At 61.4% G+C, this 16,178-nt stretch carries 17 protein-coding genes; 8 read left to right on the forward strand and 9 right to left on the reverse strand.

What is annotated here, in order from left to right; translation table 11 throughout:
• Positions 1-2 precede the first annotated feature (2 nt).
• Positions 3-299 (reverse strand): DUF2218 domain-containing protein, encoded by a 297-nt coding sequence (locus ACE3O2_RS14745; RefSeq protein ID WP_374338756.1) that lies wholly within the window; start codon positions 297-299, stop codon positions 3-5.
• 52 nt (positions 300-351) lie between these two features.
• The gene (locus tag ACE3O2_RS14750) at positions 352-2,292 is read right to left on the reverse strand and encodes a TonB-dependent receptor domain-containing protein (protein WP_374338758.1); all 1,941 of its coding nucleotides are present in this window, start codon (positions 2,290-2,292) and stop codon (positions 352-354) included.
• Between the two features lie 178 nt (positions 2,293-2,470).
• Here ACE3O2_RS14750 and ACE3O2_RS14755 point away from each other — a divergent pair, with 178 nt between their 5' ends.
• Complete coding sequence (locus ACE3O2_RS14755; RefSeq protein WP_374338760.1) at positions 2,471-3,412, forward strand: helix-turn-helix transcriptional regulator; 942 nt, start codon at positions 2,471-2,473, stop codon at positions 3,410-3,412.
• Positions 3,413-3,563: 151 nt separating this feature from the next.
• Entirely contained in the window at positions 3,564-4,007 is a 444-nt protein-coding gene (locus tag ACE3O2_RS14760; RefSeq protein ID WP_168878385.1) for a prepilin-type N-terminal cleavage/methylation domain-containing protein, read from the forward strand.
• A 9-nt stretch (positions 4,008-4,016) separates the two neighbouring features.
• On the opposite strand, the gene panC is transcribed toward ACE3O2_RS14760, so the two are convergent.
• From panC to purB, 6 genes are all read right to left on the reverse strand, one after another.
• The gene (panC, locus tag ACE3O2_RS14765) at positions 4,017-4,841 is read right to left on the reverse strand and encodes a pantoate--beta-alanine ligase (RefSeq protein WP_374338762.1); all 825 of its coding nucleotides are present in this window, start codon (positions 4,839-4,841) and stop codon (positions 4,017-4,019) included.
• Positions 4,842-4,852: 11 nt separating this feature from the next.
• Entirely contained in the window at positions 4,853-5,647 is a 795-nt protein-coding gene (gene panB, locus ACE3O2_RS14770) for a 3-methyl-2-oxobutanoate hydroxymethyltransferase (RefSeq protein WP_374338764.1), read from the reverse strand.
• A 146-nt stretch (positions 5,648-5,793) separates the two neighbouring features.
• A complete protein-coding gene (locus tag ACE3O2_RS14775) occupies positions 5,794-6,429 on the reverse strand; it encodes a deoxynucleoside kinase (protein WP_374338766.1) in 636 nt (211 codons plus the stop codon).
• Between the two features lie 24 nt (positions 6,430-6,453).
• Positions 6,454-6,960: a 2-amino-4-hydroxy-6-hydroxymethyldihydropteridine diphosphokinase gene (gene folK / locus ACE3O2_RS14780; RefSeq protein WP_374338768.1), complete on the reverse strand. Its 507-nt coding sequence runs from the start codon at positions 6,958-6,960 to the stop codon at positions 6,454-6,456.
• Positions 6,960-8,303: a polynucleotide adenylyltransferase PcnB gene (gene pcnB, locus ACE3O2_RS14785; protein WP_374338770.1), complete on the reverse strand. Its 1,344-nt coding sequence runs from the start codon at positions 8,301-8,303 to the stop codon at positions 6,960-6,962. The genes folK and pcnB overlap by 1 nt, the downstream gene beginning before the upstream one ends.
• Positions 8,304-8,312: 9 nt before the next feature.
• The gene (gene purB / locus ACE3O2_RS14790) at positions 8,313-9,692 is read right to left on the reverse strand and encodes an adenylosuccinate lyase (protein WP_374338772.1); all 1,380 of its coding nucleotides are present in this window, start codon (positions 9,690-9,692) and stop codon (positions 8,313-8,315) included.
• 272 nt (positions 9,693-9,964) lie between these two features.
• Between purB and dusB the strand changes: the two genes are divergently transcribed.
• The 6 genes from dusB to ACE3O2_RS14820 all read left to right on the forward strand — a co-directional run bounded on the left by dusB (position 9,965) and on the right by ACE3O2_RS14820 (position 15,412).
• A complete protein-coding gene (gene dusB, locus ACE3O2_RS14795) occupies positions 9,965-10,969 on the forward strand; it encodes a tRNA dihydrouridine synthase DusB (protein ID WP_374338774.1) in 1,005 nt (334 codons plus the stop codon).
• Positions 10,970-11,027: 58 nt separating this feature from the next.
• Positions 11,028-11,276, forward strand: a complete 249-nt coding sequence (locus ACE3O2_RS14800) for a Fis family transcriptional regulator (RefSeq protein ID WP_168878377.1) — start codon at positions 11,028-11,030, stop codon at positions 11,274-11,276.
• A 42-nt stretch (positions 11,277-11,318) separates the two neighbouring features.
• Positions 11,319-12,887 carry a bifunctional phosphoribosylaminoimidazolecarboxamide formyltransferase/IMP cyclohydrolase gene (gene purH, locus ACE3O2_RS14805; protein WP_374338777.1) on the forward strand — a complete coding sequence of 523 codons (1,569 nt, stop codon included), beginning with the start codon at positions 11,319-11,321 and terminating at the stop codon, positions 12,885-12,887.
• A gap of 50 nt (positions 12,888-12,937) precedes the next feature.
• On the forward strand, positions 12,938-13,600 hold the full coding sequence (locus ACE3O2_RS14810) for an HAD hydrolase-like protein (protein WP_374338780.1): 663 nt from the start codon (positions 12,938-12,940) through the stop codon (positions 13,598-13,600).
• Between the two features lie 28 nt (positions 13,601-13,628).
• The gene (gene rlmD / locus ACE3O2_RS14815) at positions 13,629-14,960 is read left to right on the forward strand and encodes a 23S rRNA (uracil(1939)-C(5))-methyltransferase RlmD (RefSeq protein WP_374338782.1); all 1,332 of its coding nucleotides are present in this window, start codon (positions 13,629-13,631) and stop codon (positions 14,958-14,960) included.
• A 122-nt stretch (positions 14,961-15,082) separates the two neighbouring features.
• Positions 15,083-15,412: a hypothetical protein gene (locus ACE3O2_RS14820; RefSeq protein WP_374338784.1), complete on the forward strand. Its 330-nt coding sequence runs from the start codon at positions 15,083-15,085 to the stop codon at positions 15,410-15,412.
• Between the two features lie 69 nt (positions 15,413-15,481).
• Here the strand turns inward: ACE3O2_RS14820 and ACE3O2_RS14825 are convergent, their stop codons facing one another.
• Complete coding sequence (locus tag ACE3O2_RS14825) at positions 15,482-16,165, reverse strand: Bax inhibitor-1 family protein (RefSeq protein ID WP_374338786.1); 684 nt, start codon at positions 16,163-16,165, stop codon at positions 15,482-15,484.
• Between the last annotated feature and the right edge of the window lie 13 nt (positions 16,166-16,178).

The following is a 16,178-nucleotide window of genomic DNA, read 5'->3' on the forward strand; positions in this document are numbered from 1 at the left end:
TTCTACGATAAGTCCAGCGGCTGCGACCAGCAACAGGTCAGCGGTGCCTTGCGGGTCAGCAGTTCCAGGTGCGCTTGCAGCACGGTTTGCAATTGCTGCAGCGTGTCCGCACTGCTGGCCTGGCAGCGAAAGACCAGGTCTTCCGCTGTGGCCTGCATGTGACAGGCCCCCCAGGGGAAACTGGCCTGGGCTTGCCGTTCGTCGAACTGCACGTCAATCTTGCGGGCAAAATGCTTGCACAGCTTGAACAGCAGACGCGATGCCTCGCTGGTCTGCACAATGGCTTCACTTTGCAACATGATGGGCATTTCCCTCGCCGACCACACCAAGAGGTGGCCGGCATCAAGTGGTTCAGAATTGCCAGCTGGCATCCAGACGAATGCTGCGACCCGGCTCAGGCAAGCCGATCAGCCGTTTCATCCCGGCGTGATAGCCATAGGTGGCATGGTCGTAATAGGCTTTGTTGAACAGGTTCTGCACCGTCAGGGTCAGGAACAGCTTTTCCTTTTCAACCGGCTGCCAGCGTACATAGACGTCATGGACGTTGTACCCCGGCTTGACCTGCTCTTTACCGTTGTAAGGGGTGTAGCGCAGTGCCGTCACCCACTTGCCGTTCCAGCCCAGCTCTACCCGCTGTGCCGGGAAGCGGTAGCTCGCATTGGCCAGCAGGGTCTTCCCATAGGTGCTGCCCAGGCCAAAGTCGTAATCCGCCAAAGCGCGACCATCCCACTCCGGCTTGCTGCGCGACAGGCTGACCCCGGCATTCCAGCGCGCCTGGCTGTACTGCAGGCCCAGCTCAAAACCCCGGATGCGTACGGCCCCCGAGTTGCCGCGCCCGTCGTCCAGCCCGGCCACATAGTTGTCGATACGCTGGCGGAACACACTGCCCCCGACCTTCCAGCCATCTGCTTGATACTGCACTTCCAGCTCGTGCTTTTGCGCGCGCTCGGCTTTCTGATTGGGCAGGTTACGGACAATCTCGCCGCCAATCAGGGTGTCCAGGTCAAAACCTTCCTTCAAGCCCACCCCGCGCAGACTGCGTGCACTGCTGGCCGTGATCAGCCAGTCATCATTTGGAGCAAAAGTCAGCGCGCCACTGGGGCTCCAGCCACTGCTGCGGTAGGTCTGGCTGTGGTTGTCCTTGTAGGCATAGCGGTCATGCCGCAGGCCGAGCGCCAGCTGCCACTGCTCACCCAGGGTGATCTTGTCTTCAACAAACAACCCGGCGACCCGACTATCCTCTTCAGCGCGATTATCCGCACCGTTGGTCACGCTGGCGTTGTAGCGGTTGACCGGACTCAGCGCCTGAGCATGGTCTTCCCGCCAGTTGAGGCCGTACTGCAGGCGGTGACGGCCGAGGGTAGACTCCAGCGTCACATCCATCCCATGGCTGGCCACTTCTTCGCCCGCCAGACGGCTTGTGGTCTGGCGGGTAGAGCGGGCTTGGGTGTGGTACAGGCTGGCCTGAATGCCGGGCACACCACCCTCTTCTTTCTGCCGGTATGACACGGTGGTGGTATCGCGCTCCAGCGTCTGCGGCAACGGCTGGTTGGTGGCCCAGGCCACCATGTTCGGCCGCTGGTTACGCACCCCTTTGTCACGCTCATGGTTGTGGCTCAGTGTCAGCTGCTGCCGGGCAGAGGGTTGCCAGTTAAGCTTGGCCAACCAGCTATCACGTTGCGACGCGCTGTTGATTTGCCGCTGACCATTGCCGTCCTCATAATCATGGTTCTGCTGCCGCGAGTAGGACAGCATGGCGTCGACTGTATCGGTAAAGCGCCCGTATACCAGCGCGCTACTACGCCAGCCTTCGTTGCTCTGCCAGCCCTGACTCAGGCGGGCACCCACTCGCTCACCGGGCTGCAGCAGGTCACGGGCATTACGGGTTTGCACCCGCACCGCGCCGGCCAGCGCACCCGGCCCCGCCGTGGCAGAGGCGGTGCCCTTCTCGACCTCGACTTTTTCCACCAGCGCCGGGTCAATCATCAATCGGCTCTGGTGGTGATACAGGTTGCCACTTTGTGTGGCGCCGTCAATGGTGACATTGAGCAAGGTATCTTCCAGACCCCGGATGTACACCTTCTGCGCGGCCGACAGACCCCCACCACCCACCGTGATACCGGGGGCATCGTTGAAGATGTCGCGGATGTCCTTGGCTTGTTTGCGTGCCAGGGTCTCGGGATTGGCCCGCAAAGTGGCATTGTCGATTTCACCCACTACCTGGATCGTCGGTAAACTGGCTTGTTCAGCCTGAGCCCACCCTGCCAGCGCCAGCCCAACCACGGCCACCATACGGCGCCCCCTTGCCTTAGCCTGCCCTGAATAACCCTTTTTCTGCATGGTTTTGATCATTTCTTCAACCATTGAATGAGAATTGATTGCAACAAAATGGAACGGCGCCTAGTATGGCGAGGTTGTTGCCTTTTGCGTTTTGCACGCCACTCAAACTGTTTTGCAAAAGAATCAAACCATGCTGCACCACATCCTTGACCGGTCCGACCTGCTCGCGCACGCCCGCCTCTGGGGCCCACACTACCAACTGCACGGCCAGACCCACCCGAGCGGCATGCTGCAAGGCGTATTTCGGACACACGATTGGGGCAACGGCTTGAGCCTGCATTGCTCGGACGTGCTCAACCTGCAGGATCTGCACAGTGAAGTCGTCGCAGAAGCAGGGCTGGGCTTCACCCTGCTGCTGGAAGGGGATGTGGCATTACGCTATGGCAGCGCGGAATGTGCAGACCATACACCTAGGCGGGGTGAGGCGACCTTGCTGCAGCTTCAGCAGCCGGAACGGTTGATCCGGCAGGCCCGGCGCGGTATCCGGGTACGCAAGGTTCACCTCGGCATGAGCGCAGACTGGCTGCACACACATGATCTGCTACGGCACGCCGCGCTGCCTGAGCAACACCTGCAAACGCGGCGCTGGCGGCCCTCGGCCCGATTACACGCACTGGCAGATGCCGTGCTGGACAGTCGACTGGGCAATGCCGGTCTCGCCCTCTTGCAACTGGAGAGCCTGAGCCTGGCGATGGCGCATGAAGTCTTGCAGGCTCCACCAGCAGACCGTGCGCTACCCCCACGCGTGCAGCAACGCATGTCACAACTGCGGGACTACCTGCACGCCCTGCCCGCTGACACGACGCCCAGCCTGCAGCAACTGGCCAGCCAGTTTGCCACCAGCGCCGCCAGCCTGCAGCGCCACTTCATGCAAGCCTTTGGCTGCAGTGTGTTGCACTATCTGCGGCAAAACCGCTTGCAACAGGCCCGTGATCATCTGCTGGACGGCGGCACCATTCAGCAGGCAGCGGCTCTGGCGGGTTATGCCCAGAGTGGCAACTTTGCTACGGCCTACCGGCGTTGCTTTGGTGAGGCTCCGAGTCAAACCCGTCCTGAGCGCTCCCGAGACTGACGTACAAGGTCACATCCCGCCGCAGCTTGTCGTGTCACTGGTACCAAATGACAGCTTTAGTCCGCTCCATGACAAGGCATCATTCTTGCTAATGAAGTCTGAAGACATAAGCCCGCCATGGCGGGCAGAGACCATTAGCAAGGAGCGCGTCATGGGCAAAACCCTGCGACAGGGCTTTACACTGATTGAGTTGATGATCGTGGTTGCCATCATCGGCATCCTGGCGGCCATTGCCATCCCGCAGTACCAGGACTACGTCACCCGCAGCCGCTGGCAGGACAACTTTGGCGGTGTGATGGCATTAAAGCTGGGCATCGCACAGTGCATGAATGAGAATGGATCACAGGCCAGCTTATGCGATTCCTTTGCAGAACTGCGCACCAGTGAGTACATTGACCCGATCCCTAACCCACTGGTCTGGAAGGTCAAGTTTGGTGACGTCACCATGCAAAGCTCCGCCATCATCAACATTCAGGGCACCGGGGGATTGGCAGGCTGCACAGTGCAATTGCAGCCCACAGCACAAAACAACAGCCTGCTCTGGAGCTTCTCCAACGTCGGCTGTACCCGCAAGCAAACCGGCGTTGGCAGCTGATCGACCAGGTCAGAACATCAGATTGTCGATCAGACGGGTCTTGCCCAGATAGGCAGCGGCCAGCACTACCTTGTGGTGGCTGCTTGCTGCCAGTGGCAGCAGGGTATCGGCATCACGTACTTCCAGATACTGTGGCTGCCAGCCGGACTGCTCTAATTCTGCCATCGCCTGCTGGCATGCTTGGCTGGCGTCCTCACCACGTCCCACAGCAGTCGCCACTTGCTGCAACAAGCGGTACAAACGAGGCGCTTCTGCCCGCTCGCCCTCGCTCAGGTAGCGGTTGCGCGAGCTCAGCGCCAGACCATCCTCGGCCCGACCGGTATCCACCGCCAGCAATTGCACGGGGATTTCCAGTTGCTCGACCATCTGGCGGATCAGGAAATACTGCTGGTAGTCCTTGAGGCCAAACGCTGCCACGTCCGGCTGGACAATATTGAACAGCTTGGCCACGACGGTTGTCACGCCTTTGAAATGACCGGGGCGAAAAGCCCCGCACAGGATGCTGGCCAGCTCTCCGGGCGGGTCGACGGCCACCACCTGTGGTTGTGGATACAGAGTGGCTTCAGTCGGGTAAAACACCGCCTCGCAGCCCGCCGCTTCCAGCAAGGCCAGATCGTCCTCCCGCGTGCGCGGGTAGCGGTCAAAATCCTCATTGGGTCCAAATTGCAAGCGATTGACGAAGATGCTGGTCAACACGGCATCGCAGTGCGGACGGCTGGCCCGCAGCAGGGACAAATGGCCGTCGTGCAGATTGCCCATGGTCGGCACAAAGCCCAGCCGCCCCACCTGCTTGCGAAAAGCGCGGACCTCCGCAATGCTCTCCAGTACCTGCATCACTCCGCTCCTCAGTAACTGTGTTCTGCCGCCGGAAACTGGCGGGCTTTCACTTCATCCACATAGCGTGCCACTGCTGCCTGGATGCTGGGTTGCCCTTGCATGAAGTTTTTGACGAAGCGGGCCTTCTTGCCAGGGAAGATGTCCAGCATGTCCTGCAGCACCAATACCTGGCCGTGGCAATCCACCCCAGCACCGATACCGATGGTCGGGCAGGTCTGCATGGCCGCCGTCACCTCAGCAGCCAGCTGAGCAGGGATGGCCTCCAGCACCAGCAGCCCGGCACCAGCGGCCTGCAGCTCCAGCGCCTCCCGCTTGACCCGCTCGGCCGCCTCTTCATTGCGGCCTTGCACCTTGTAGCCACCAAATACGTTGACGAACTGCGGGGTCAGCCCCAGATGGGCGCACACCGGAATACCACGCTCGGTCAGAAAGCGAACGGTGTCCACCATATGGCTGCCACCCTCCAGCTTGACCATATGGGCACCGGCTGCCATCAGCCGCGCCGCACTGGCAAACGCCTGCTGCGGGCTGACCTGATAGCTGCCAAACGGCAGGTCGGTCACCAGCATGGCGCGCTGCAGCTTGCTGGCCACACAGCGGGTGTGATACTCCACGTCCTCCAGCGTCACCGGCAAGGTGGAGCCATGCCCCTGGATTACCATGCCGAGGGAGTCCCCGACCAGCACCACGTCCACCCCGGCTTCATCTTCGACGTGGGCAAAGGTAGCGTCATAACAGGTCAGCATGGCGATCTTTTGCCCTTGCTGCGCCATGGACTGCAAAGTGGTCACGGTGACTTGCATGGTCATCCCATCCGTTTTAAACAAGCAAGCGGTTGCTTGGTAATTTTCAAGGCTGATGACCCCAGAAATGCACAGACCGCAGAAACAGCTGCGGTCTTCCTGTGGCATTTCTTCTGGGGTACAACCCGTATTCCGGCTGCGTTGGTCTAGTCGCCCTTGTTGAAAAACTCGCGCTGGCCACGCATCTCGTTGATGCGTCGCAACAATAGCGCAAAATCCGCGTCCTGTTCAAGCTGTAAATGCTCGACATTCACCATCAGCAGCGGGGCATCCTGATAGCGGTAGAAAAAACTGCTGTAGCGCTGCGCCAGGCGCCGCAACAAGCCATCCCCGACTTGGGGCAGGTGCGGGTAATTATGACGCCGCACATGCTCCACCAGCCAGTTGGGCGAGGCTTGCAGGCAGATCACCAAATCAGGCTGTGGCAAGTTACTGGTCAGCTTCTGGTACAGATCGAGGTACAGGCTGTACTCATCGTTGGACAGCAGCAATTCGGCAAACAGCGCGTCTTTCTCCAGCAGAAAGTCCGCCGCCAGGCCGCTGTCAAACAGGTCGGGCTGGGCCGTTTCCTCCAGCTGGCGCAGGCGCTGAAACAGAAAGGCCAGCTGGGTGGGCAGGGCATAGCGTTGCGGGTCAGCATAGAAGCGCGGCAGGAACGGGTTGTCTTCCGGGGCATCCAGCAACAGCCGAGACTGGTAATGTTCTGCAAGCCGGCGAGCCAGTGCCGTTTTGCCTACCCCGCTCGGGCCTTCCACCACGATATACCGGTATTGCCGCGACATAGTGCTCCTTCCAGCCGGTTGCAGTCAGTCCTTGCGTACTACCTCATGTTCCGGTGACCACGGCAGCACCACCTGATCTGCACACTGTTGTAACGCCGCCTGCGCCGAACCCAGGCCCGGAAGATGCAAGGTCGGCGCCAGATCCAGCAACGGCCGCAGCACAAAGGCGCGCTGGTGCATGCGGGGATGTGGCACGGTCAGCCGCTCATCCTGCAGACACAGCTCATCATACAGCAACAGGTCCAGATCCAGCGTCCGGGGCGCATTCTGGAACAAGCGCTCGCGTCCGGCCTCCCGCTCCAGCTGCTGCAGCAGATCCAGCACCTCATGCGGCAGCAGCATCACGTCCAGCCGGGCCACCGCATTGATGAAATCGGGTTGGTCCACATAGCCCACCGGGGCGCTGCGATAGAAGGGCGACAGCTCAACCAGGGTGACGGCCGGGTGGGCCGCCAGTTGCCGGGCCGCGGTCTGCATCAGGGCCACCGGATCGCCCAGATTGCCCCCCATGCCGATATAGGCAACCGCCATCAGTCCTCCGCTGATCCGGTGGACGACGTACCCTCACCTGCTGGCTTGCGACGACGACGGCGACGCTTCTTGGCGGTACCACTGCGTTCCGGTTGCAGCATCTCGGTCTGGGTATGTGCGTCGACATCCTGAAAGCGGGTCCACCACTCGGCCAGCTCCGTCTCCACCTCGCCGTTCTCGGCTCGCAACAGCAGAAAATCATAGGCGGCGCGGAAGCGCGGGTGCTCCAGTTGACGGAAGGGACGGCGACCACTGCGGGATTCGAAGCGGGGCTGCAAGGACCAGATCTCCCGCATGGTGCTGGCCAGGCGGGCCGGCACCATGCCACGGGCGCGATCCAGCACCTCTTCGATTGCGCCCAGATTGGCCTGCAGCACACTTTGGCCATCGGCCTCCAGTTCCTGTGCTTGCTGGCGCACTTCCGGCCACAGCAAGGCGGCCAGCTGGAACGCCGGATTCACCGGCTTGTCTTGCGCAATGCGCAGGTCGGTGGCGCGCATGGCCGCTAGCAGGAAAGCACGATCCTCCTCATCCCGCATCAGGCGATCGAGTTGCGGCAGTACGGCTCGATAGACGCCGGTACGGTGCAATTCCACCAGGCATGCTTCAGCCGCCCCAGACACCAGCACCTTGGTCAGCTCATCAAACAGCCGCGCCTGTGGCACGTCGTCCAGCAGCGTGATCAGGTTGGCGAACGGTGCAGCGGTGTCTTTTTCGATGTTCAAACCCAGCTTGGCCGCCAGCCGGACCGCGCGCAGCATGCGCACCGGATCTTCGCGGTAACGCCGCTCGGGGTCGCCGATCATCACCAGCTGCTTGCGCTGCAAATCCCGAATGCCATGGTGGTAGTCGTAGATCACCTGCTTGGCCGGGTCATAGTAGAGCGCGTTGGCGGTAAAGTCGCGTCGCCGGGCATCCTGCTCCTGATCGCCCCATACATTGTCGCGCAGAATACGGCCGGTCTCTTCGTCGGTGTGCACCTCATCCGCGTCGCCACGGAAGGTGGTGACTTCAATGATTTCCTGCCCGAACGGGACATGCACAATGCGAAAGCGGCGGCCAATGATGCGGGCGCGACGACCAAACACCTGCTGCACCTGTTCCGGCGTCGCATTGGTGGCAATATCAAAGTCCTTGGGCGACTTGCCCAGCAGCAGGTCGCGCACCGCACCGCCCACCACCAGTGCGGTATACCCCGCAGCCTGCAGCTTGTCGGTGACTTTCAGGGCCGGACCACTCAGGTGCTCGCGGGCAATACCATGCTTCTTGAACGGCACCGCCTCCGCTCCACCTTGCGGACGCAGCGGCAGTCGCAGGACGCGACGAATCAGTTTGCGAATCATGCCGACTGCTTACTCCTGCCCGATACGAAGCGCCAGCTCGGTGGCTTTACCGATGTAGCTGGCCGGGGTCATCGCCAGCAGGCGGGTTTTTTCCGCTGCCGGAATCGCCAGCCCCTGGATGAAGGCCGCCAGCGTGTCACGGTTGATACCCGCTTGACCACGTGTGAGCGCCTTCAGCTGTTCGTAGGGGTTGGCAATGCCATAGCGGCGCATCACGGTCTGGATCGGCTCGGCCAGCACTTCCCAGCTCTGGTCCAGATCCTCCGCCAGCGCAGCCGGGTTCACTTCCAGCTTGTTGAGGCCACGCAGCAAGGACACCCAGCCCAACTGGGTGTAGCCCAAGGCAGTACCCATATTGCGCAATACGGTAGAATCGGTCAGATCCCGTTGCCAGCGCGATACCGGCAGCTTTTGCGCCATATGCGTCAGCAGCGCATTGGCCACCCCCAGATTGCCTTCCGAGTTTTCAAAATCAATCGGGTTGACCTTGTGCGGCATGGTGGAGCTGCCCACCTCGCCCGCTACCACCTTCTGCTTGAAGTAGCCCAGCGAAATATAGCCCCACACATCGCGATCCAGGTCGATCAGGATGGTGTTGATGCGCACCAGTGCGTCATACAGCTCGGCCATGTAATCGTGCGGCTCGATCTGGATGGTGTAAGGATTGAAGGTGAGGCCAAACGACTCGATCACCTGCCGAGACAGCGACTCCCAGTCCACCCCCGGATAGGCCGACAGGTGGGCGTTGTAATTGCCCACCGCGCCATTGAGCTTGCCCAGCAGCGGCACCGCCAGCAGTTGCGCCCGTTGGCGCTGCAGGCGGTACACCACATTGGCCAGCTCCTTGCCCAGCGTGGTCGGGCTGGCGGTCTGGCCGTGGGTGCGAGACAGCATCGGCTGCGCGGCCAGTTGCGTCGCCAGCTCGGTCAGGCGTGCCAGCAGCTTGTCCAGCATAGGCAACAGCACCTGCTGGCGGCCGGCTTGCAGCATCAGCGCGTGCGACAGGTTGTTGATGTCTTCACTGGTGCAGGCGAAGTGGATGAACTCACTGGCGGCGCGCACTTCCGCGTTGTCGTTGAAATGCTCTTTCAGGAAATACTCAATGGCCTTGACGTCATGGTTGGTCACCGACTCAATTGCTTTGACCCGCTCTGCCTGCGCCAGCGAAAACCCCGCCACCAGCGCATCCAGTGCCGCCACCGTGTCTGCCGAAAATGCCGGTACCTCGGCGATGCCCGGGTGTGCTGCCAGCGCTTTCAGCCAGGCCACCTCCACCTGCACCCGACGGTGCATCAGGCCGAATTCGGAGAACAGCGGTGCCAGCGCTTCTACGTGTTTGCGGTAGCGCCCGTCCAGCGGGGAGAGCGCGGTCAGATGGGTCAAGTCCATGTTTCAGCAGCCAAAAAATCAGAACGGCATAGTTTAACATGCCCAGCCGGTCGCGTTCAGACCGATTTACCCTTGGCCTGCGGTCAACCTTCTGTCTAAAAAACAGGCAATCACCATTCCGCCGGTCCGGGGTTCGCGGTACAATGGCCGCCTTTTCGCTGCAGAGTAGCTGCCTTGGGCAGCCCGGCGTGCGCGCTGCCTGGCGCTCGCCCCGCACTGGGCCACTGCCTGCCAGGCCGCGCCCCATTTGATTTTATGGACATTGGCCACGCATGCAGATCGGACCGTACACCCTGCCGAATCGCCTGATTGTCGCCCCGATGGCGGGGGTGACGGACCGGCCTTTCCGCATGTTGTGCAAGCGACTGGGTGCCGGGTTGGCGGTGTCCGAAATGGTCACCTCGATTCCGGGCTTGTGGAAAACCGACAAGACGGTGCGCCGGGGCAACCATGAGGGAGAGCCCGGTCCCATCGCGGTGCAGATCGCTGGCGGTGAGCCCGGCATGATGGCCGAAGCGGCCCGCTACAATGTCAGCCGTGGCGCGCAGATCATTGACATCAATATGGGCTGCCCGGCCAAGAAGGTGTGCAATGTGGCCGCGGGCTCGGCCTTGCTGAAGGATGAAGCGCTGGTCGGGTCCATCCTGCGTGCGGTGGTGGATGCCGTCGATGTGCCGGTGACGCTGAAATTCCGCACCGGCTGGTGCCCGGACAGCCGCAATGCGCTGACCATCGCCCGCATGGCGGAAGACGCCGGGATTGCGGCACTGGCGCTACATGGCCGCACTCGGTCTGATGCCTACCGCGGCGCGGCTGAATACGACACCATCCGGCAGGTCAAGCAAGCGGTGCAGATTCCGGTAAGCGCGAATGGTGACATTGATTCACCACAAAAAGCGCGGGAGGTGCTGCAACACACCGGGGCTGACGCCGTGATGATCGGCCGGGCTGCGCAGGGACGGCCGTGGCTGTTTCGTGAAATCCAGCATTTTCTGGAGCATGGCCGCCTGCTGCTGGGGCCAGACCTGGCCGAGATGCAGGACATTGTGCGTGGCCACCTGACCGATCTGTATGACTTTTACGGTGAATACAGCGGCTGCCGCATCGCCCGCAAGCACATTGGCTGGTATGTGCGGGACTTGCCCGGGGCAGAGCCGTTCCGGCAAGCGATGAACCAGCTGGACAGTACCGCCGCACAATTTGCTACCGTTGACGGTTATTTCGACCATTTGATGCGCGAGTTTGGCGACCGTGTGCCGCTCGCGGTTGCAGCCTGAACAACAGACGCCACAAGGCACCTGCCGCAGCAGGATAACGAGAAAAGGCCAACAGCTGATGAAAGTGGAGAACCCGCAGTACGACCCGATTGCCGCATGCGTGGCACAGGCACTGCAGCAGTACTTTGCTGATCTGGACGGCGAAACGCCCGCCGGGGTGTACGACATGGTGTTGAAGAGTGTCGAGCGCCCCTTGCTGCAGGCCGTGCTGGACAAGGCCGGTGGCAACCAGAGCCGGGCCGCAGACTGGCTGGGCCTGAACCGCAACACTCTGCGCAAGAAAATGAAAGAGCATGGGCTGCTGTAAGCAGCCCATGCGTGTGTGACCCTTAGATTCAGGAACCCCCGGATGAATCCCTGCAAGATTGAACGTGCGCTGATCAGCGTCTCCGACAAAACCGGCGTACTGGCGTTTGCCCAAGCGCTGGCGGCCCGTGGCGTACACATCCTCTCCACTGGCGGCACCGCCAAGCTGCTGGCGGAAAACGGCGTGACTGTCACCGAAGTGGCGGATTACACCGGCTTCCCGGAAATGCTGGATGGCCGGGTGAAAACCCTGCACCCGAAGATTCACGGCGGCATCCTGGGGCGGCGTGACCTCGACAGCCACGTGCAGATGATGAGCCAGCACGATATCGGCCGCATTGATCTGGTCTGCGTGAACCTCTACCCGTTCGAGGCCACCATCGCCCAGCCGGGCTGCAGCTTTGACGACGCGATCGAGAACATCGACATCGGTGGTCCGGCAATGGTGCGCTCCGCCGCCAAGAACCACGCCCATGTGGCGATTGTGACCAACCCGGCAGATTACGACAGCCTGATCGCCGAGCTGGCCGAGCACGACGGTGCGCTGACCCTGCCAACCCGCCAGCGGCTGGCGCGGCAGGCCTTCAGCCACACCGCTGCTTACGATGGCGCCATCAGCAATTACCTGACCGCGCTGATGGACGACGGCAGCCTGCAGACTTTCCCCGCCCGGCTCAACCTGCAGTTCGAGAAGGTGCAGGACATGCGCTACGGCGAAAACCCGCACCAGCAGGCCGCCTTCTACCGCGACCTGCGCCCGGCAGCCGGCAGCCTGGCCCACTATCGCCAGCTGCAAGGCAAGGAGCTCAGCTACAACAATATTGCCGATGCCGATGCCGCCTGGGAAGCCGTCAAGCAATTCAGCGAGGCCGCCTGTGTGATCGTCAAGCACGCCAACCCCTGCGGTGTGGCGATTGCCGATACCCTGCTCGATGCCTACCGCAAGGCCTTTGCCACCGATACCACCAGCGCTTTTGGCGGCATCATCGCCTTCAACCGTGAAGTGGATGCGGCCACCGTGGAAGCCGTGACCGGCCAGTTCCTCGAAGTGCTGATTGCGCCCGCCTTCACCGCAGAAGCACAAGCGGTGATTGCGGCCAAAAAGAATGTCCGTGTGCTGGAAGTGCCGCTGCAGGAAGGCGCCAACCGCTTTGACCTGAAGCGGGTGGGCGGCGGCCTGCTGGTACAAACGCCGGACCTGCTGCCGATCAGCGCAGCCGACCTGAAAGTGGTCACCCGCCTGCAGCCGACCCCGGCACAGGTGGCCGACCTGCTGTTTGCCTGGCGCGTGGCGCACTTTGTGAAATCCAACGCCATTGTGTTCTGTGGCCAGGGCCAGACGCTGGGCGTCGGTGCCGGGCAGATGAGCCGGGTAGATTCCACCCGCATCGCCGCCATCAAGGCACAGCATGCCGGTTTGTCACTGCAGGGCTCGGTGTGCGCCTCGGATGCCTTCTTCCCGTTCCGCGACGGCGTGGATGTGATCGCCGAAAATGGGGTCTCCGCCATCATTCAGCCCGGCGGTTCGATGCGGGATGAAGAGGTGATTGCCGCCGCCGACGAGCATGGCATTGCCATGGTGTTCACCGGCATTCGCCACTTCCGTCACTAAGACCACCAGCGCCGCGTGAGCGGCGCCATTTTGACCCGAGGAGCGCGTGCTTGGCCCACTTGCTGTTTGACCTGGACGGTACGCTGACCGACCCGTTTGAAGGCATCACCCGCTCCGTACAGTATGCCATGCAGCAGCTGGGCTTCAGCGCGCCGCCACAAGCGGAACTGGGCTGGGTGATCGGCCCACCCTTGCGCAAGAGCTTCCCGCAATTGCTGGGACGGGACGACCTCACCGAGGCGGCCATCGCCGCCTATCGTGAGCGCTATAACCAGACGGGGCTATTCGAGAATCAGGTCTACGCAGGCATTCCGCAGGCGCTGGATCAGCTGACCGCGCTCGGGCACACCCTGTATGTGGTCACCGCCAAACCGCAGCAGCCCGCAGAGCGCATCCTGCAGTATTTTGGTCTGGCTGCGCGTTTTCGCGCCATTTCTGGCGCGGCGCTGGATGCCAGCCTGGACGACAAGGCGGTACAGATCGAACGCCTGACCACCCGGCTACAGCTCCCGCTGCAGGATTGCCTGATGATTGGCGACCGCGACAACGACCTGCTGGCCGCCCGTCGTGCCGGGGTGCACGCGCTGGCAGTGTGCTGGGGCTATGGCAGCGATGCCGAGCTGCACGCCGCCCAGCCGGATGGATTTTGCCGGCAGCCGGACCAGCTGCCGGACTGTATTACAACCCTGCTGGCAGCACGCTTGCCAGCCTGAATACTTGATGTACGGAAGGTAAAGGGCCATGCCGATTGCCCAGATTGAATCGCTCGACCATGAAGGCCATGGTGTCGCCCATGTCGATGGAAAAACCATTTTCATTGACGGCGCCCTGCCGGGTGAGGTGGTGGAGTACAGCAGTTATCGCAAGAAGCCAAACTTTGAGAGCGCACAAGCCGTCCGCATCCTGCAGCACAGCAGCCAGCGGGTGACACCCCGCTGTCCGCACTTTGGCGTCTGTGGCGGCTGTTCGATGCAGCATCTGGAGCCAGCGGCCCAGGTGGCGGCCAAGCAGCGCGTACTGGAGGATAACCTCTGGCATATCGGCAAGGTGAAAGCCGAGCGCATCCTGCCCGCCATCTATGGCCCGACCTGGGGCTACCGGCATCGTGCCCGGCTGTCAGCCCGGCTGGTGGTGAAGAAAGGCGGCATGCTGATTGGTTTCCATGAGAAACGCTCCAGCTTCATTGCCGACATGCAGTCCTGTGAAGTGCTGCCGCGCTTTGTCTCCAACCTGTTGCTGCCGCTGCGTACACTGATTGCTTCGCTCTCCATCGCCCAGCGCATGCCGCAGATCGAGCTGGCGGTGGGGGACGATGTCACCGCACTGGTACTGCGCAATATGGACCCGCTGACCCCGGCGGACGAGCTGCAGCTGCAAGCCTTCATCCAGCAGCACAGCACACCGGACCAACCGCTGCAGTTCTGGCTGCAACCGAAAGGCCCGGATACCGCCTACCCGCTGTATCCGCTGGATGCCCCGCGTCTGTGCTACCGCTTGCCGGAATTCAGTATCGAGATGCCGTACAAGCCGACCGAATTCACTCAGGTCAACCCGCACATCAACCAGGTGCTGGTCAAGCGCGCCATCACCCTGCTGGACCCGCAACCGGGCGAGCAGATTGCCGACATGTTCTGCGGGCTGGGCAACTTTACTCTGCCCATCGCACGCCGGGGTGCGCAGGTGCTGGGGATGGAAGGCAGCCGCCAGCTGTGCCAGCGTGCACTGGAAAACGCCAGTCATAATGACCTCAGCCACTTGACCCGCTTTACCGAAGCCAACCTGTTCGAGATCGACGAAGCCGGTTTTGCCGCGCTGGGCGATTTCGACCGCATGCTGATCGACCCGCCACGCGATGGCGCGATTGAACTGGTCAAGTCACTCGGTATCGCACTGGCACGCCGTCCGGATGCGCTCAAGCGTATTGTTTACGTGTCCTGCAGCCCTTCCACTTTGGCGCGGGATGCCGGAGTGCTGGTGAATGTGCATGGCTACCGGCTGATGGCAGCGGGCGTGGTCAATATGTTCCCGCATACCGCCCACGTCGAAAGCATCGCCTGGTTCGAGCGCCCTTGACGCGACTTTAATTGGTCAAAAATCGACATACAGCCGCACCGTTTGTCGGTTTTTGACCAATTGCTGCGACACAGCATGTGAAAACTGCTATAGTTTGCTGGCTAATATATCGAGTGTAAATCATGTCGTTATTGAACCAGTCCATCACCTTCCTCTACAGTATCTGCGGCATCGGCCTGCTGGCCGTCTATATCCCGCAGGCACTGATGATCTGGCGTGACCAGGAGGGCGCGCGCGCCGTCTCGCTGTGGTCGTGGGGGGTCTGGACCTTCACCTCGCTGGTGACCCTGCTGTACGCCGCACTGGTAGTGAAAGACCTGCCCTGGGTGGGCGTCTCCACCGGCCACCTGATCGGTTGTGCCACCGTCTATGGTTTGACCCTGCTGCGCCGCCGCCAGTTTGAGCGGCGCGAAGTCGGCCCTAAATTGCCAGTACCCGGTGTTGCCCGCTAAGCGGTTGCATGGATGCCCAACAAAAAACCGACCCAAGGGTCGGTTTTTTGTTGGCAGGACGCTTGGCCCTTAGTCGTCATTACCGGTCAACGACAGGATCAGCACCAGCAGGTTCTGGAACAGGCCATAGATGTCCAGATAGATCGCCAATGCAGCGGTGATGTAATTGGTTTCACCACCGTTCACCACCCGGCTCACGTCGTACAGGATGTACAGGCTGAAAATCAGCGCACCCATCGAGCACAGCACCAGCGTCATCACCGGCAAATGCAGGAACATATTGGCAATACCAGCCACCAGCATCACGATCAAGCCAATGAACAGGAACTTGCCCAGGAAGCTGAAATCCTTCTTGGTCACGGTCGCCAGCGTGGAGAGTGCGAAGAAGATGGTCGCCGTAGCACCACCGGCCAGACCAATCGCCTGCGCACCGTTACGGAACATCAGCGCCACTTGCAGCAACTGCGACAGCCAGAAGCCCATAAAGAAGGTGAAGGCCAGCAACAACACCACGCCCATGCTGCTGTGCTTGTTACGCTCGATCATGAACATGAAGGCAAACGATACGCCAATGAACACCAGCATAGGCACCAGGATGCCCTTTAGCATGAAGTGCATTTGCATGCCCAGCAGCGCACCAGCAATGGTCGGGATCATGGACAGCGCGAGCAGCAGATAGGTATTGCGCAACACCTTGTTGCGCTCTTGCAGGCCAGCGGCAGCGCCGTAACTCGGGATGCCATAGGGTTGCATGTTGGAACTCCTT

Origin of the sequence: Leeia sp., assembly GCF_041909055.1 — a bacterium.
GTDB lineage: Bacteria > Pseudomonadota > Gammaproteobacteria > Burkholderiales > Leeiaceae > Leeia > Leeia aquatica.

Excerpts from the sequence above, each read along its gene's own strand:
- ACE3O2_RS14800 (WP_168878377.1), top strand. The coding sequence starts at position 11,028 with ATGAAAGTGGAGAACCCGCAGTACGACCCGATTGCCGCATGCGTGGCA.
- ACE3O2_RS14820 (WP_374338784.1), top strand. The coding sequence starts at position 15,083 with ATGTCGTTATTGAACCAGTCCATCACCTTCCTCTACAGTATCTGCGGC.
- purH (WP_374338777.1), top strand. The coding sequence starts at position 11,319 with ATGAATCCCTGCAAGATTGAACGTGCGCTGATCAGCGTCTCCGACAAA.
- ACE3O2_RS14760 (WP_168878385.1), top strand. The coding sequence starts at position 3,564 with ATGGGCAAAACCCTGCGACAGGGCTTTACACTGATTGAGTTGATGATC.
- purB (WP_374338772.1), bottom strand. The coding sequence starts at position 9,692 with ATGGACTTGACCCATCTGACCGCGCTCTCCCCGCTGGACGGGCGCTAC.
- ACE3O2_RS14825 (WP_374338786.1), bottom strand. The coding sequence starts at position 16,165 with ATGCAACCCTATGGCATCCCGAGTTACGGCGCTGCCGCTGGCCTGCAA.
- ACE3O2_RS14745 (WP_374338756.1), bottom strand. The coding sequence starts at position 299 with ATGTTGCAAAGTGAAGCCATTGTGCAGACCAGCGAGGCATCGCGTCTG.
- panB (WP_374338764.1), bottom strand. The coding sequence starts at position 5,647 with ATGCAAGTCACCGTGACCACTTTGCAGTCCATGGCGCAGCAAGGGCAA.
- ACE3O2_RS14775 (WP_374338766.1), bottom strand. The coding sequence starts at position 6,429 with ATGTCGCGGCAATACCGGTATATCGTGGTGGAAGGCCCGAGCGGGGTA.
- folK (WP_374338768.1), bottom strand. The coding sequence starts at position 6,960 with ATGGCGGTTGCCTATATCGGCATGGGGGGCAATCTGGGCGATCCGGTG.
- dusB (WP_374338774.1), top strand. The coding sequence starts at position 9,965 with ATGCAGATCGGACCGTACACCCTGCCGAATCGCCTGATTGTCGCCCCG.
- rlmD (WP_374338782.1), top strand. The coding sequence starts at position 13,629 with ATGCCGATTGCCCAGATTGAATCGCTCGACCATGAAGGCCATGGTGTC.
- ACE3O2_RS14750 (WP_374338758.1), bottom strand. The coding sequence starts at position 2,292 with ATGGTGGCCGTGGTTGGGCTGGCGCTGGCAGGGTGGGCTCAGGCTGAA.
- ACE3O2_RS14755 (WP_374338760.1), top strand. The coding sequence starts at position 2,471 with ATGCTGCACCACATCCTTGACCGGTCCGACCTGCTCGCGCACGCCCGC.
- pcnB (WP_374338770.1), bottom strand. The coding sequence starts at position 8,303 with ATGATTCGCAAACTGATTCGTCGCGTCCTGCGACTGCCGCTGCGTCCG.
- panC (WP_374338762.1), bottom strand. The coding sequence starts at position 4,841 with ATGCAGGTACTGGAGAGCATTGCGGAGGTCCGCGCTTTTCGCAAGCAG.